General features: G+C 57.5%; 17 protein-coding genes and 4 tRNA genes. 14 read left to right on the top strand and 7 right to left on the bottom strand.

Going from position 1 to position 15370, the window contains the following annotated elements:
• Nucleotides 1–53 precede the first annotated feature (53 nt).
• The 6 genes from H097_RS18470 to mgtE all read left to right on the top strand — a co-directional run bounded on the left by H097_RS18470 (nucleotide 54) and on the right by mgtE (nucleotide 3977).
• Nucleotides 54–1295: an aspartate kinase gene (locus H097_RS18470; RefSeq protein WP_032861571.1), complete on the top strand. Its 1242-nt coding sequence runs from the start codon at nucleotides 54–56 to the stop codon at nucleotides 1293–1295.
• 183 nt (nucleotides 1296–1478) lie between these two features.
• Entirely contained in the window at nucleotides 1479–1667 is a 189-nt protein-coding gene (gene csrA, locus H097_RS18465; RefSeq protein ID WP_003178872.1) for a carbon storage regulator CsrA, read from the top strand.
• A 62-nt stretch (nucleotides 1668–1729) separates the two neighbouring features.
• A tRNA-Ser gene (locus H097_RS18460) sits at nucleotides 1730–1820 on the top strand.
• A gap of 108 nt (nucleotides 1821–1928) precedes the next feature.
• A tRNA-Arg gene (locus tag H097_RS18455) sits at nucleotides 1929–2005 on the top strand.
• Between the two features lie 72 nt (nucleotides 2006–2077).
• Nucleotides 2078–2154: transfer RNA gene (locus H097_RS18450), tRNA-Arg, on the top strand.
• A 380-nt stretch (nucleotides 2155–2534) separates the two neighbouring features.
• Nucleotides 2535–3977 (top strand): magnesium transporter, encoded by a 1443-nt coding sequence (gene mgtE, locus H097_RS18445; RefSeq protein ID WP_032861570.1) that lies wholly within the window; start codon nucleotides 2535–2537, stop codon nucleotides 3975–3977.
• A 157-nt stretch (nucleotides 3978–4134) separates the two neighbouring features.
• On the opposite strand, the gene H097_RS18440 is transcribed toward mgtE, so the two are convergent.
• From H097_RS18440 to H097_RS18430, 3 genes are all read right to left on the bottom strand, one after another.
• The gene (locus H097_RS18440) at nucleotides 4135–4461 is read right to left on the bottom strand and encodes an Arc family DNA-binding protein (protein ID WP_029294475.1); all 327 of its coding nucleotides are present in this window, start codon (nucleotides 4459–4461) and stop codon (nucleotides 4135–4137) included.
• A 411-nt stretch (nucleotides 4462–4872) separates the two neighbouring features.
• Nucleotides 4873–5052 (bottom strand): PA3371 family protein, encoded by a 180-nt coding sequence (locus tag H097_RS18435; protein ID WP_032861568.1) that lies wholly within the window; start codon nucleotides 5050–5052, stop codon nucleotides 4873–4875.
• A gap of 11 nt (nucleotides 5053–5063) precedes the next feature.
• Entirely contained in the window at nucleotides 5064–5288 is a 225-nt protein-coding gene (locus H097_RS18430; RefSeq protein ID WP_032861566.1) for a hypothetical protein, read from the bottom strand.
• A 328-nt stretch (nucleotides 5289–5616) separates the two neighbouring features.
• On the opposite strand from H097_RS18430, the gene H097_RS18425 reads away from it, so the two are divergent.
• Nucleotides 5617–5693 (top strand) — tRNA-Arg (locus H097_RS18425).
• Nucleotides 5694–6066: 373 nt separating this feature from the next.
• Nucleotides 6067–7446, top strand: coding sequence for an MFS transporter (locus H097_RS18420; RefSeq protein ID WP_032861565.1), 1380 nt, complete (start codon nucleotides 6067–6069; stop codon nucleotides 7444–7446).
• A gap of 63 nt (nucleotides 7447–7509) precedes the next feature.
• On the opposite strand, the gene H097_RS18415 is transcribed toward H097_RS18420, so the two are convergent.
• From H097_RS18415 to flgA, 4 genes are all read right to left on the bottom strand, one after another.
• On the bottom strand, nucleotides 7510–8259 hold the full coding sequence (locus H097_RS18415) for a flagellar brake protein (RefSeq protein WP_032861564.1): 750 nt from the start codon (nucleotides 8257–8259) through the stop codon (nucleotides 7510–7512).
• Between the two features lie 95 nt (nucleotides 8260–8354).
• Entirely contained in the window at nucleotides 8355–8822 is a 468-nt protein-coding gene (locus tag H097_RS18410) for a flagellar protein FlgN (protein WP_032861563.1), read from the bottom strand.
• Between the two features lie 48 nt (nucleotides 8823–8870).
• A complete protein-coding gene (gene flgM, locus H097_RS18405; RefSeq protein WP_032861562.1) occupies nucleotides 8871–9188 on the bottom strand; it encodes a flagellar biosynthesis anti-sigma factor FlgM in 318 nt (105 codons plus the stop codon).
• A gap of 141 nt (nucleotides 9189–9329) precedes the next feature.
• The gene (gene flgA, locus H097_RS18400) at nucleotides 9330–10100 is read right to left on the bottom strand and encodes a flagellar basal body P-ring formation chaperone FlgA (protein ID WP_032861561.1); all 771 of its coding nucleotides are present in this window, start codon (nucleotides 10098–10100) and stop codon (nucleotides 9330–9332) included.
• Between the two features lie 81 nt (nucleotides 10101–10181).
• On the opposite strand from flgA, the gene H097_RS18395 reads away from it, so the two are divergent.
• The 6 genes from H097_RS18395 to flgE all read left to right on the top strand — a co-directional run bounded on the left by H097_RS18395 (nucleotide 10182) and on the right by flgE (nucleotide 15256).
• Nucleotides 10182–11114 carry a chemotaxis protein CheV gene (locus tag H097_RS18395; RefSeq protein ID WP_032861560.1) on the top strand — a complete coding sequence of 311 codons (933 nt, stop codon included), beginning with the start codon at nucleotides 10182–10184 and terminating at the stop codon, nucleotides 11112–11114.
• 43 nt (nucleotides 11115–11157) lie between these two features.
• Nucleotides 11158–11985, top strand: coding sequence for a protein-glutamate O-methyltransferase CheR (gene cheR, locus H097_RS18390; protein WP_032861559.1), 828 nt, complete (start codon nucleotides 11158–11160; stop codon nucleotides 11983–11985).
• A 317-nt stretch (nucleotides 11986–12302) separates the two neighbouring features.
• The gene (gene flgB, locus H097_RS18385; protein WP_032861558.1) at nucleotides 12303–12710 is read left to right on the top strand and encodes a flagellar basal body rod protein FlgB; all 408 of its coding nucleotides are present in this window, start codon (nucleotides 12303–12305) and stop codon (nucleotides 12708–12710) included.
• Between the two features lie 3 nt (nucleotides 12711–12713).
• Nucleotides 12714–13157 carry a flagellar basal body rod protein FlgC gene (flgC, locus tag H097_RS18380; RefSeq protein WP_032861557.1) on the top strand — a complete coding sequence of 148 codons (444 nt, stop codon included), beginning with the start codon at nucleotides 12714–12716 and terminating at the stop codon, nucleotides 13155–13157.
• 16 nt (nucleotides 13158–13173) lie between these two features.
• Nucleotides 13174–13905, top strand: a complete 732-nt coding sequence (gene flgD / locus H097_RS18375) for a flagellar hook assembly protein FlgD (RefSeq protein ID WP_032861555.1) — start codon at nucleotides 13174–13176, stop codon at nucleotides 13903–13905.
• A gap of 31 nt (nucleotides 13906–13936) precedes the next feature.
• Nucleotides 13937–15256 (top strand): flagellar hook protein FlgE, encoded by a 1320-nt coding sequence (gene flgE / locus H097_RS18370; protein ID WP_032861554.1) that lies wholly within the window; start codon nucleotides 13937–13939, stop codon nucleotides 15254–15256.
• Nucleotides 15257–15370: the final 114 nt, after the last annotated feature.

The raw sequence follows: 15370 nt of genomic DNA, 5'->3' as shown, positions 1-15370 counted from the left end.
TGCTGGAAGATTTGTTTATTGGGCGCCCCTTTACGGGCTGAGGCGGCTTAGAAATGGCTTTGATCGTACAGAAATTTGGAGGCACCTCGGTCGGCTCTGTCGAAAGAATCGAGCAGGTCGCCGACAAGGTTAAGAAATTCCGCGATGCCGGCGACGACCTGGTAGTGGTGCTGTCGGCCATGAGCGGCGAGACCAATCGCCTGATCGACCTGGCCAAGCAAATCAGTGGCGACCAGCAACCGGTTCCGCGTGAACTGGATGTGATCGTTTCCACCGGTGAGCAGGTAACGATTGCCCTGTTGGCCATGGCGCTGAACAAGCGTGGCGTGCCTGCTGTGTCCTATACCGGCACCCAGGTGCGGATCCTGACGGACAGCGCGCACAATAAAGCGCGCATCCTGCAGATTGACGACCAGAAGATTCGTGCCGACCTGAAGGCCGGTCGCGTGGTGGTTGTCGCCGGTTTCCAGGGTGTTGATGAGCAAGGCAACATCACGACACTGGGGCGTGGTGGCTCCGACACCACCGGTGTGGCGCTGGCGGCAGCCCTGAAGGCTGACGAATGCCAGATCTACACGGATGTTGATGGCGTCTATACCACCGATCCGCGCGTCGTGTCCGTGGCCCAGCGCCTGGACAAGATCACCTTCGAAGAGATGCTGGAAATGGCCAGCCTCGGGTCCAAGGTGTTGCAGATTCGTGCGGTGGAGTTCGCCGGCAAGTACAACGTACCGCTGCGCGTATTGCACAGCTTCAAAGAGGGTCCGGGCACCCTCATTACTATTGATGAAGAGGAATCCATGGAACAGCCGATCATTTCCGGCATCGCCTTTAATCGCGATGAAGCCAAGCTGACCATCCGTGGCGTGCCAGACACCCCGGGCGTGGCCTTCAAGATCCTCGGCCCGATCAGTGCCGCGAATATCGAAGTCGACATGATCGTGCAGAACGTTGCGCACGATAACACCACCGACTTCACCTTCACCGTGCACCGCAATGAGTACGACGCGGCGGAACGTATCCTGCAGAACACCGCGAAAGAGATCGGTGCCCGTGAAGTGGTGGGTGACACCAAGATCGCCAAGGTATCGATCGTCGGTGTTGGCATGCGCTCCCATGCGGGTGTTGCCAGCCGCATGTTCGAGTCCCTGGCCAAGGAAACCATCAATATCCAGATGATCTCCACTTCGGAGATCAAGGTGTCGGTGGTGATCGAAGAGAAGTACCTGGAGCTGGCTGTGCGTGCATTGCACACCGCTTTCGAACTGGACGCGCCGGCCCGACAGGGCGAGTAACGCGTTGCCAGAAAGGCGCGGTTGACCCGCGCCTTTCTTTTTTGTCGGGCGAGGGCGCAGGCCTGTTCTTTTGCCCGTGCTCGACAATACTTAGGCATGCAGGGCCATGGCCGCAGGGTTATGGGCTCAAGGCCTTTTTTTGCAGACTGTTGTTCCCGAAATGAAATGCGTGAGGAGAAAGGTATGCTGATTCTGACTCGCCGATGCGCAGAAAGCCTGATTATTGGTGATGGCGAAATCACCGTGACCGTGCTCGGCGTCAAAGGCAATCAAGTACGGATTGGGGTCAATGCCCCCAAAGAGGTGGCTGTCCACCGTGAGGAAATCTACTTGCGGATCAAGAAAGAGAAGGACGACGAACCAAGCCATTAATTTTTATCGTTTTTTATGTTTGCAAACGGGGAAGAAGCTGGTTAATATACGCCCCGTGTTGCGGAGAGCTGGCCGAGTGGCCGAAGGCGCTCCCCTGCTAAGGGAGTACACCTCAAAAGGGTGTCGGGGGTTCGAATCCCCCGTTCTCCGCCATTATTTGCTTAGTACGTTGCAATCTGGTTTTTTCGCTAAGTTGTTGAAATTAAACGAAAAAATAGCTTTACATAGAGATTGAACGGCCTATAATGCGCGGCAACAAATGCACTCGTAGCTCAGCTGGATAGAGTACTCGGCTACGAACCGAGCGGTCACAGGTTCGAATCCTGTCGAGTGCACCATTTAAGAGTTAGTTGCAGCGATGCAGGTAGCTTGGCTCCAACCAGTTGTGATCTGGTCTAAAAACACAATCTGCACTCGTAGCTCAGCTGGATAGAGTACTCGGCTACGAACCGAGCGGTCACAGGTTCGAATCCTGTCGAGTGCACCATACAAACAAAAAGCCCGCCTAGTGCGGGCTTTTTGCCGTCTGGGGTTTTTGTTTTCGAGCTGTCGGGCAGGCATTGTTCTGTAGGATTTATCTCGGCTTGGTATGTTTTTCTCTCGCCCATGTGTTTTCTTTTCTGTCGGTGTCGTCGCAGTTTCATACGTGCGGCCAATACTCAGCTTTGTGGCGCAAGCACTTGTTCTTTCCAGTTTTTTAACGTTTGAAGCGGCCGGGCGTGTATCATTGCGCCCGTCAGCCCCGCCGGGGCTTGTGGAATACCTCCATGGACTTACCCAGTAGTTACTCAGTACCCCGCTTTACCAATCATGAATTGACTGATTGATCCTTCCGGCGTGCCCCGCTGCTGGGAGTGGAGTTCGCCTATGACCGAAGTAGAAGTAAAGAAAACACAAGAAAGCCTGCAGGATCGCCTGGCGCAAGTTGTCGAGCTGCTGCATCGCCAGCGTGTGGTCGAAGATCTGACCCATCGCCAGGAAGGCCCTCATCAAGACCGGGTCGAGAACCTGGTCCATCGGCAGAATCTCGTCGAATTGCAGCGCAAGCTCGATGACCTGCACTCTGCCGACGTTGCCTACATCCTTGAAGCCCTGCCGCTGGACGATCGTCTGACGCTTTGGCAGTTGGTCAAGGCTGATCGCGATGGCGACATCCTCCTCGAAGTATCCGACTCGGTGCGTGAAACCCTGATCGCCGACATGGACGATCACGAGCTCCTGGCTGCGGCCAAGGAGATGGACGCCGACGAACTGGCCGACCTGGCCCCTGAACTGCCCCGTGATGTTGTCCATGAGCTGATGGAGACCCTCGACGGCCAGCAGCGTGAGCGAGTGCGCTCCGCGTTGTCCTATGACGAGGAGCAGGTCGGTGCGCTGATGGACTTCGAAATGGTGACCATCCGTGAGGATGTCAGCCTGGAAGTGGTTCTGCGTTACCTGCGGCGCCTCAAGGAGCTGCCGGGGCACACCGACAAGCTGTTTGTGGTCGACTACGAGGGCATCCTCAAGGGCGTGCTGCCGATCAAGCGTCTGCTGGTCAATGATCCGGACAAACAGGTCGCCGAGGTCATGGCCAGCGACCCGGTGAGCTTTCATCCTGATGAAGACGCCTACGATGCCGCCCAGGCATTTGAGCGTTATGACTTGATCTCGGCCCCGGTGGTCGACAAGAACGGCAAGCTTATTGGCCGTTTGACCATCGACGAGATGGTCGACCTGATCCGTGAAGAAAGCGAAAACGAAGTCCTCAACATGGCGGGTCTGCGTGAAGAGGAAGATATTTTTGCGTCAGTCTGGCGATCCCTGAGCAACCGTTGGGCGTGGCTGGCGGTCAACCTGGTCACTGCGTTCATTGCATCGCGGGTGATCGGCCTGTTTGAAGGTTCTATCGAGAAGTTGGTGGCGCTGGCAGCGCTGATGCCTATCGTGGCCGGTATTGGTGGCAACTCGGGTAACCAGACCATCACCATGATCGTGCGGGCGATGGCCCTGGATCAGGTGAGTACGGGTAATACCTCGCGCCTGATGCGCAAGGAATTGGCGGTGGGCCTGATCAATGGTCTGGTGTGGGGGGGTGTCATCGGCATAGTGGCCTACCTGCTGTATGGCAGTTGGTCCCTGGGCGTGGTGATGACGGCGGCCATGACCCTCAACCTGTTGCTGGCGGCGTTGATGGGGGTATTGATCCCCATGACCCTGGCGCGACTTGGGCGCGACCCGGCGATGGGCGCCAGTGTGATGATCACGGCCATGACCGACAGTGGTGGTTTCTTCATCTTCCTGGGGCTGGCGACGATCTTCCTGCTCTGATCTGCGGCTCGCTTCCCCTTGCTCGCGAAAAGCGTTGACGATAACGCGGGGCACCAATAGAAAATCGGTGCCCTTGAGTTTTTCGCGAGCAGGCTCGCTCCTACATTCCAGGCAAAAAAAAGCCAGCGCAAGGCTGGCTTCAGCTTTCAGTTGCCGATTATTCGGCTTCTGCAGCTGCCTCAACGTCATGGGCAATCAGCGACACAAGCGCATTTTGCTGACGGTGGGACAGTTGGCGAAACCGCTGCAGCAGCTCGCGCTCGTGCAGTGACAGCTCCGGGCTGTCCATGCGCATGCTCAGTTCGTCACCCAGCGCGCCTTCCTGAATAAGGCTTTGCTCCATGCGCGCGATGATTTCAGAGTTCATGCTGCGGTGATGATTGCGAGCCACCTCGGCAATGCGTTCCCGCATTCCGTCTGGCAGACGTACGACGAACTTGTCAGCCGTACGGCTGGAATAAATTGCCTGTTTCAATGGGCGCATATATTTAACCGGTTAGTTCAGGGGAGCGGTTTTTGGAATTGGCCGCAAGATGTGTGTTAGGACAAGGCTTGCGGACAAATGTTCAACCTGAATTGCAAAGAGGCCGCATCATGCCTCAAATTTGCCAGTTACTTGGCGTCAATTCTGTGACAAATATTGAACTTCCTACAGGCGTTATGCCAGTACTCATTTTCAAATTTGCGGACTGGTTGGAAAACTTTTCTGCGGGGTAATCTGGTTGTTGGTCAGCCCGCAGGCTCTCGATGCAAGAGGGGTTTCGGGCGCACATCCTATAGCAATATGGCCTTTTGCCCTTAATTTTAAGACTAGTGGCAAATGGCCGATTTGCGAGCCGAGGCGACATAAGGTCGAGGGAATATTGGCAGGGTGTCAATCTGTCGTCGCGGGTGTTCAGCGCAGGACGGGGTCGAATTTGAAGCGGCGTCCGACGATCACGGCTATCGCCAGCGCGGTTGCAAATACAGCGCAGGCGCCCAGGCAAAGGGCTTGCCAGTCGGTCGATGAGGTATTGAGCCCCAGGATGCCCGTGGAAAGGGTCAGGATGAGAAACAGCCAGGCGGGCTTGGTCATGATGGGTTCGCTTAGAAAATCAAGTGTTCAGAAGAACCGGCAGCCTGTGCATCCTGTGTCAGTTGAACCGAGGGTTGGCCGTTGGCTGTCATGACGGCCAGTTGAGGTCGTTGCTGGGTCTGGTGGCTGCCCGTGTGGCTGAACTGTGCAGTATCACTGTCGTTGCTGGGTTGGAAGTGGAACGTCACCAGCACGGCCAAGGCCAGGGCGTTGAGGATCAGGAGTGTACTGTTCATGGGTGTTTCCCCGTGTTCATTGGCAGGACAGTGTTATAAGCATAAGAGTGCAGTCATCGTGCCAGCTAGTATTTTGAGTAAAGTACTTTAAAAACAAATACTTAGGTTGATCTCAAAAGTATGGCTCATTGCAATATGCAATGATGGTATTTCGCACTGATGCATTTTGCACGATAGGGTGTCAGACCTGTGGACGAAGGCTTATCGCTGGCGGGGCGGGAAGAGGGCTTACGCCTAAAAAGCTGACGGACGACATGACAAAACTCACCTCGGCCGTTAACATGCACGCCGTCCGTCGCAACGCCACTTGGCTGCGTGCCTGTCATTAGTCCCAGTAGCTCAATTGGATAGAGCATCCCCCTCCTAAGGGGAAGGTTGGCCGTTCGAACCGGCCCTGGGACACCATTTGCAGTCTCGTCTCCACCCCGACCGAGATGTTGAAAAACCCCGATCAGAATGTTCTGGCGGGGTTTTTTTATGGGTGGCTGTTTTCTTGGCCGTTTGGCCAGTGCTTTCGGGCTGGCTGGCGAGATATATTGTCAGGACCTGTATCTGTCCCTTGTCGGAGTGCGTCAGACACTCGCTTGCAGGCGAAGGAACTGTTGGGTGTCGAGTTCATCGAAGGCTGCATGCTTCGAAGATCCCGAGGTTTTCCTGTTTGTCGGATCAAAATACCCCCGGGTGCCTGTGTCGTTGGGTGCCTGGGTTTAACGACGCTTTGTCCTCAGGCTAGTGTGAATAGCCTGACACCCACCGCAAGGAGCCGCTCGGACCGCCGATGCGCCAGATCTGGAAATCTTTTCGAGCCCTTTATTTCGCCTCCTTGATGATGCTGATCGGCTCCGGCCTGCTCAGTACTTACCTGGCCTTGCGCCTGGCGGCTGATAATGTCGACAGCCTGTGGGTCGGTGCGCTGATGGCGGCCAACTATTTTGGCCTGGTGCTGGGGGGCAAGATCGGGCATCGCCTGATCGCCCGCGTGGGGCATATCCGGGCCTACGCCACCTGTGCCGGGATTGTCGGTGCCGCGGTGCTGGGGCATGGCCTGGTGGATTGGCTGCCGGCCTGGATCGTGCTGCGGATCATCGTCGGCCTGGGCATGATGTGCCAATACATGGTTATCGAGAGCTGGCTTAACGAGCAGGCGGATGCCAAGCAGCGCGGCGTGGTCTTCAGCGGTTACATGATCGCGTCCTACCTGGGGCTGGTGCTGGGCCAGTTGATTCTGGTCATGCATCCTCAGTTGGGGCTTGAGCTGCTGATGCTGGTGGCGTTGTGTTTTGCCCTGTGCCTGGTGCCAGTCGCCATGACCCGGCGTATTCACCCCGCGCCGTTGCATCCGGCGCCCATGGAGCCGCGCTTCTTTATCAAGCGGGTACCGCAATCCCTGAGTACGGTGTTGGGTGCTGGCCTGATTGTGGGTTCCTTCTACGGCCTGGCGCCGTTGTACGCGGCCCAGCAGGGGTTGAGTACCGAGCAGGTCGGTCTGTTCATGGGTAGCTGCATTTTTGCTGGCCTGTTGGTGCAATGGCCATTGGGCTGGCTGTCGGATCGCTATGACCGGGCGTTGCTGATTCGCTGTTTTGCCCTGTGCCTGGCCGTGGCGGCATTGCCGCTGGCGATCATGACCCGGGTGCCGCTGGAAGTGCTGTTTGTGGCCGGCTTCCTGTGCTCGCTGGTGCAGTTCTGTCTCTATCCGTTGGCCGTGGCTTTTTCCAACGACCACGTCGAGGGTGATCGCCGGGTGTCGCTCACTGCGATGTTGCTGGTGACCTATGGGGTGGGCGCGAGTATCGGGCCGTTGCTGGCTGGTGTGGTGATGAAGCTGTTTGGCAACCAGATGCTCTATGCGTTCTTCAGCTTGTGCGCATTGATCCTGGTCTGGCGCATTCGCCCCAAGGCTGTGACCAACCTGCATCAGGTGGACGACGCGCCGCTGCATCACGTGGCGATGCCCGACAGTATGTCCAGTTCACCATTGGTGGCGGCCCTCGACCCGCGTGTAGATGAGCAGGTGGTCCAGGACCAGATGCAAACGACCGTGCCTGAACCTGCGCCCGAAGCTGAGCCTGAGGTAGAGCCACAATCTGAATCCGAGCCGCCGGAGCATCCCGACCCGGATGATCATCCGCATGACCTGAGCCGGGCCCGTCCCTGAAACAAAAAAAAACGGGCAGTTCCCCAAGGAACTGCCCGTTTTTTTGTGCCGCGCGTTTGGCGCTTACATGTCGTCGTCTTTATCGAACCGTCGCGCCTCGCGCTGCAGTTGGTAGACAAAACGCTCGACTTGGCGCTGCACCAGGCCACTCATGTTGTGGAAGCGCACACCGGCAAAGGTGGTGTTGATCTTTTCTTCGAAGTGCAGGTAACGCAACTCCACCGCGGTGGTCATGCTGCCGAAGGGCAGGGCGGCGATAAAGCGGTCATAGACCTGGCCCAGTTGCAGGCGCTCGGAGATGTCACCTTCAAAACGCAACTTGCAGCCGGTGGCGGAAATATCCAGCAACTTGCCGCTGATAGGCGCCTTGAGTTTATCGCCGCCCATTTCGATATTCACCAGTTGCGCCAGTTTCAGCGCCGCACGAAAGGCGTTGCGGCGCTGATGGTAGACCACTTCTTCAGGCAGGCTGCCCTTGTAGATGCGGTGGCCGTCCAGGGCGCCGATGGTCAGGGCGCCATTGCTCTCCCAGGCCACGCGCACGCCTTCGTGAAAGCCTTCGATGCGAAAGGCTTCGCCATTCTCCAGGTAGCGTTCACCTTCGGGTGGAATCATCTCGTCCAGGCTCAGCGTCTTGCTGTCCTTGTCGACATCCACCAGGTAGCTCTGGAAGCGCTGGTTGCGTTCGTGGAAGGTGATGATCAGGGGGTCGTGGCTCTCTTGCAGCAGCCGCAAGGTGCCGGCAATTTCCAGAGGTGTGGTAAGGACCTTGGGTGGCTGCGGAGCATCTTCCGCGCTAAGGGTGTTGAACACGGCTCTTCCATCTCCAGACAAAATACGACTACACGCAAGAACCGGCATTTTGCCAGCATGTGGCGCGCCTTGATAGGGCGCGCGATAAACCGGCGTCAGGCTTGGCTGAGGGTGCTGGGCTTGACCAGCCGGGAAGTGGAACCCTGGGCGTTGTACAGTGCTGGAGGTTCGCCGCCATGCAGGATGCGCAACTGGTTGGCGGTGGTAGCTTGTTGCAGTTGGATCGACTGGCCGTTGAGTACATTGGCCTCTTGGCAGTTGATCAGCAACTGATTGAGCGCGGTGCTCTGGGCCAGCAACTGGTCACCGACCGAAGAATGGCTGGCCAACTGCTCCAGGCCGCTGTGGTCGGCGGGCAGGCCCAGGCTGAGCAGGATCTGGCTGCGTTTCTGGCCGTGTTGTTCAAGCAGGATGATCAGCGATTGCTTGCGTGCCAGGATGTCTTCCAGCAGGCGCATGTCGCGCCCGCACAGGGCCACGAATTCGTCTTGAAGCAGCTCCAGCAGGTGTTGCGCGGGAGCCAGGTCTTCAGTGATCAGTTGCAGCAGATTTTCGTCGTGCATGGCTGGCCTTGGGTTTTAAGCGTCCAAAAGCCCGGCGCAGGCCTTTGCCTAGCGCTCGGCTTTGATGATTTTGCTGGCTAAACGGTCGTTGTCGATCTGATAGCTGCCATCGGCAATCGCCTGCTTCAACTCGGCCACACGGGCTTTATTGACAACCGGCTGATCGCGCAGCGAGTCCGTGATCTTCTGCAACTGTTGAGCCTCATTGCTCAAATGCACCGATTCGCCACTTTGGGTCGATGCGGTTTGTTCTGCCTTGGCGGGCAGCGCCGGGGCCTTGGCTTCAACGCTGTCCTTGGCCGCGCTGGTGCGCGTGCCGCCGGGCGTTGGCTGGGCGTTATTCAATCGGCTGAAATCAATGACCATGTTAAAAAACCTCTGGGTATTTGGACGCTTGCCATGTTTTCGGCCATACCCGGACAAACTTTAGGCTCGATCGACAATAAACCTATGCACAGCGACATCGTGTGCACAGTGTAGGAAAAGCCAGCGTCCCACGCCAGTGATCTATAGCGCGACCTCCACTTGGCCCGGGGCCGTTACCCGGGCTTTGATCACGCGCTTGGAATTGAGGTTTTTCACGCGGATCTGCTCGCTCATCCCGCCATTGGCCAGGGCTTCCCCCGGCATTTTCACGTTCAGGCCGCCACTGCTGGCGGATATCACCACATGGTCACCTTTGCGCACGACTTCAGCCTGTTCCAGGTGAACCAGGGTGATGACTTGGTCGGTGACCATTGGTCGGGTCAGTTTTTGCCCCACGGCCTGGTCCACCGAGGTGAGGTAGCCCTGGCTGATCTGGCTGATGTCTCGTTCACGCAGGGCAACGTCTTCAAAACCGATGATGCCGGTGCGCTTGAGTGGGCGGGTGACGGTCACTACGTCGCGAAACAGTCGGACCTGAGCTGGTACGAACACGGTCCAGGGCGAGCTGCCGTCGCAGCGTACGCGCACGGTCACACGGCCAATGGGTTGGGCCGGGCTTTCCAGGGAACCTGTCAATTCCTTGTCACACATGGGCATGCGCAAGCGTGGGTCCAACTGGTTGACCTGGATTTCATAACGGCCCGGTGTCTGGGTGGTCGCCAGATAATCTTCTACAGTGAACTCAAGAAAGCCTTGAGTGACGCCGATAAGCAGATCAGGCAAGGTGACGTTGTCGGCACGGGCCTGATGGCCTGTGCCCAAGGCAAGCAACGCCAACGCCATCCAGGCGCAGAGTAATCTGCGGTACTGTGGCGAGCGAAGGCGTCGGGAAACTGTCGTTTTGATGTCCATGGCCAATAAAAAGCAAAGCGCGTGCCGTTTCGTGTTGGGTGCGCGTCGTACCCGTAAGTTTTGTAGCGTAGGAGTCTGGGCATGGCGGGTGTAATGGATTCAGTGAACCAGCGCACACAGCTGGTAGGGCAGAATCGCCTGGAGTTGTTGCTGTTTCGACTCGATGGCAAGCAGCTATATGGCATCAACGTCTTCAAGGTGCGGGAGGTGCTGCAATGCCCCAAGCTCACCATAATGCCCAAGTCCAACCCGGTCGTGTGTGGCGTGGCCAACATCCGTGGCGCGACGATTCCAATTCTTGACCTGGCGATGGCCACCGGTTCTGCGGGTTTGCAGGATCGCGAAAACCCGTTTGTGATCATCACCGAATACAACACCAAGACTCAGGGTTTCCTGGTGCGCTCGGTGGAACGTATCGTCAACATGAACTGGGAAGAAATCCATCCACCACCCAAGGGCACCGGGCGCGATCACTACCTCACGGCAGTGACGCGGGTCGATAACCAGTTGGTGGAAATCATCGACGTGGAGAAGATCCTGGCGGAAGTGGCGCCGACTTCGGAGCATATTTCAGTAGGCGTCGTGGATGAACAGACCCAGCAAAAGGCCGTGTCCTTGCGGGTGTTGACGGTGGATGACTCCTCGGTGGCGCGCAAGCAGGTGTCCCGTTGCCTGCAGACCGTCGGTGTCGAGGTGGTGGCGCTCAATGATGGTCGCCAGGCCCTGGACTATCTGCGCAAGCTGGTCGATGAAGGCAAGAAGCCGGAAGAAGAGTTCCTGATGATGATTTCCGACATCGAGATGCCGGAAATGGACGGCTACACCCTCACGGCCGAGATACGCAACGACCCACGCATGCAAAAATTGCATATCATCCTGCATACTTCATTGTCCGGTGTATTCAACCAGGCAATGGTCAAGAAGGTCGGTGCCGATGACTTCCTGGCCAAATTCCGTCCTGATGACCTGGCCTCCCGGGTCGTCGAACGGATCAAATCTGCAGATCACGGCTAGGGGCTTTCTCCCTGGCGGTCACACGAGTTAAGAGGCGGTTTCATTGTCTACGGGTAATTTGGATTTCGAACAGTTCCGGGTATTCCTGGAAAAAGCCTGTGGCATATTGCTCGGTGAAAACAAGCAATATCTGGTATCAAGCCGTCTCAACAAATTGATGGAACAGCAGGGCATCAAGTCCCTGGGCGAGCTGGTGCAGCGCATCCAGGGCCAGCCGCGCAGTGGGCTCAAGGAAATGGTGGTCGATGCCATGACCACCAACGAAACCCTGTGGTTTCGTGACACCTATCCCTTTGAGGTGCTCAAGAACAAGGTCTTGCCCGAGGCAATCAAGGCCAGCCCTGGCCAGCGCTTGCGCATCTGGTCGGCGGCGTGTTCGTCGGGGCAGGAACCGTATTCGCTGTCGATGTCCATCGATGAGTTCGAGCGGACCAACATGGGTCAGTTGAAGGCCGGGGTGCAAATTGTTGCCACTGACTTGTCCGGCACCATGCTGACCAACTGCAAGACCGGTGAGTACGACAGCCTGGCCCTGGGGCGCGGTTTGTCCCAGGAGCGCCTGCAGCGTTACTTCGACCCCAAGGGCGCCGGCCGCTGGGCGATCAAGGCGCCGATCAAGAGTCGCGTGGAGTTCCGCTCGTTCAACCTGCTGGACAGCTACGCCAGCCTCGGCAAGTTCGATATCGTGTTTTGCCGCAACGTTTTGATCTACTTCTCGGCTGAAGTGAAGAAAGACATCCTGTTGCGCATCCATGGCACGCTCAAGCGTGGTGGTTATCTGTTCCTCGGTGCGTCCGAGGCGCTGAACGGCTTGCCGGATCATTACCAGATGGTGCAGTGCAGCCCGGGCATTATCTACCAGGCCAAATAGCGTCCAACCCAAAATGTGGGAGCGGGATTGTGTGGGAGCGGGCTTGCTCGCGAAGGCGGTGTGTCAGTCAAGTATCAACCAACTGATCTACCGCCTTCGCGAGCAAGCCCGCTCCCACATTTGTTTGTGTCACACCTTGGATAGCGGCAACGCTCGTTGCCGCTTTACTGGCGCTTCGCGGAAAGCGCTTGCCGCTTTTCCGCCATTGCCGCCGGCAATACCTCCCTAACCCCCTGATTTATTAGGCCTGACAAAGCTGGCATGGCGCTTGCTATATCCCTGTTACGAAAAGCAGGTCAGCCCTAAAGGTCTCCGCCATGAGCATCAGCTTCGATAAAGCGCTCGGTATCCACGAACAAGCCCTGGGCTTCCGCGCCCAGCGTGCCGAAGTCCTGGCTAACAACATCGCCAACGCCGATACCCCGAACTACAAGGCTCGGGACCTGGACTTTGCCGCCGTGCTCGCCGCACAGAGTGACAAGACCAAGAACGGTTCCTTCGCCTTGAACATGACCAATAACCGTCATATCGAAGCGCAGGGCCTGAGCAATGGCGACGAGTCGCTGATGTATCGCACGCCGATGCAGCCGTCGATCGACCAGAACACGGTCGATGCGCAGTTGGAGCAATCGAACTACGCCGAGAACTCGGTGAACTTCCAGGCCAGCTTCACCCTGCTCAACAGCAAATTCAAAGGGCTGATGTCAGCCCTGCGCGGAGAGTAAGTCATGTCTCTATCCAGTGTTTTCAATATTGCCGGTAGTGGCATGAGCGCCCAGACCACGCGTCTGAACACGGTCGCCAGTAACATTGCCAACGCCGAAACGGTGTCGTCGAGCATCGACCAGACCTACCGTGCCCGGCACCCGGTCTTCGCCACCATGTTCCAGGGCGCTCAGAGCGGTGGCAGCGAATCGTTGTTCCAGAATCAGGATGCTGCGGGCCAGGGCGTCCAGGTGTTGGGTGTGGTCGAAGACCAGAGCAACCTCGATGCGCGCTACGAACCCAATCACCCCGCCGCGAATGAAAAGGGGTACGTGTACTACCCCAACGTCAACGTGGTCGAGGAAATGGCTGACATGATTTCCGCCAGTCGCTCGTTCCAGACCAACGCGGAAATGATGAACACCGCCAAAGCCATGATGCAGAAGGTCCTGACCCTGGGTCAGTGATAAGGGGCGCTAAAGAATGTCCGTCACTAACGATGTGTCGAGTCAGTCGACGATCCAGAGTCTGTTCGACTCCAAGGTCAAGGATGCCAAGGCCAACCAGGGCAACCTGGCCGATACCGCCAAGGCCGCCTCGGGTAACCAGTCCCTGGGCAAGGATGCGTTCCTGCAACTGCTGGTTACGCAGTTGAAGAACCAGAACCCGCTGTCGCCCCAGGATAACGGCGCGTTCGTGGCGCAACTGGCGCAGTTCAGCAGCCTGGAAGGCATCAACACGTTGAACGACTCGGTGAACACCATCACCGGCAACTACAAGTCGTCGCAGGCACTGCAAGCGTCGTCGCTGGTAGGGCGCTCGGTCATTATCGAAACCGGCAAGGCCATGGTCGATACGAGCAAGAGCTTCACCGGCTCGGTCGCCGTGGGTTCGTCGGTGGGCAACGTCACCGTCAAGGTCACCGACAAGGACGGCAAGCTGGTCAAGACTATCGAGCTGGGCGCCCAGAGCGCCGGCAAGTCGGACTTTATCTGGGACGGCAAGAACGAAGCGGGCGAGAAGCTTGATTCCGGCACCTACACCTTTGCGGCCAGCACCAAGAATGATGCCGGTGATTCGGTTGCCCTGAAAACCTCGCTGCCGGCCACGGTCACCAGTGTGACCTTGAGCCAGACCGGCGGCGAAATGCTGCTCAATCTTTCTGGCGGCATGGGCAGCATCAAGCTGTCGCAAATTCAGACTATCGGTACATAGAGCCGGCTAAATACGGCAAGAGGAGAGAAACATGTCTTTTAATATCGGCCTTAGCGGCCTCTATGCGGCCAACAAACAACTGGACGTGACCGGCAACAACATCGCCAACGTCGCGACCACCGGCTTCAAGTCGTCCCGTGCAGAGTTCGCTGATATCTACGCGGCGTCCCGGTTGGGCACTGGCAACAAAACCATCGGTACTGGCGTCAACCTGGCCGCCGTTTCCCAGCAGTTCACCCAGGGTGAAGTGACCAGCAGCGGTGGCTTGCTGGACATGGGCATCCAGGGCGGGGGCTTCTTCGTGCAGAAGGGCAGTGACGGTTCGCTGGAATATACGCGTAACGGCTCGTTCAAGCCGGACAAGGATGGCTACATCACCAACAACACCGGCACTTCGCGCCTGCAGGGCTATGCGGCCGATGAAGACGGCAAGATCACCAAGAGCGGCCTGACCGATCTGCGGATCAACCTGTCCAACTTGCCGCCGAAAGCGTCGACCAAGGTTGATTCGACCAGCAACCTGAACTCTTCGAAGCCGGTGATCGACCAGGCGACCAGTCCTTTTGATCCAACGGTAGCGACCTCGTTTACCGAGCAATACGGCACCACGTTGTATGACACTCAAGGCAACGCCCATGAGATGGTGCAGTACATGGTGAAAACCGGCTCCAACACCTGGAAGTCCTACACCCTGATCGATGGCCGCAATCCTGACGGTACACCGGTCAAGGGCACTGGCGCGGTTGCTCCGGTGGCCTCGACGGTGACATTTGATACCGCGGGTGCGTTGAAGGGGATTGTCACCCCGCCAAGTACCGTATCCAACACCACCCTGACCATCAGCAACTGGAAGCCGGGCGTCATGGATAATGGCGTATGGAACCCGGACAACGGCGCTGCCGCCAACCCGGGTGGTATTGCGATCAATATGTCCAGCATCACCCAGTACAACTCGGCCAGCTACCGCAACCCGCCGATTACCGATGGCTACGCCACCGGCGAAATCACCGGGCTGAAAATCGACGGCAGCGGCGTACTGTTCGCCACCTTCAGCAACCAGCAAAGCAAGGCCATTGGTCAGATTTCCTTGGCCAGCTTCAACAACGAACAAGGCCTGCAGCCTGCCGGTGGCACCACCTGGAAAGAAACCTTCGCCTCGGGCCAGCCTGGCTACGATGCACCAGAAGCCGGGACTCTGGGGTCGATCGTGGCCAACTCCCTGGAGAACTCCAACGTCAACCTGACCAATGAGCTGGTGGACCTGATCAAGGCCCAGAGCAACTACCAGGCGAACGCCAAGACCATCTCCACCCAGAGCACCATCATGCAGACCATCATTCAGATGACGTGATGCGCTAGCGCTGCACAAGAAGCCCCTCTTCGGAGGGGCTTTTTTGTGGGCACAGGAAAAGAGTCCGCCGTGGATTGAGTTACGCGCAGAAAAATGTGAGGAGGAACGCCTTGG

Source organism: Pseudomonas sp. FH4, from assembly GCF_000510915.2.
GTDB lineage: Bacteria > Pseudomonadota > Gammaproteobacteria > Pseudomonadales > Pseudomonadaceae > Aquipseudomonas > Aquipseudomonas brenneri.
This window is presented reverse-complemented; position numbering and strand designations above follow the sequence as displayed.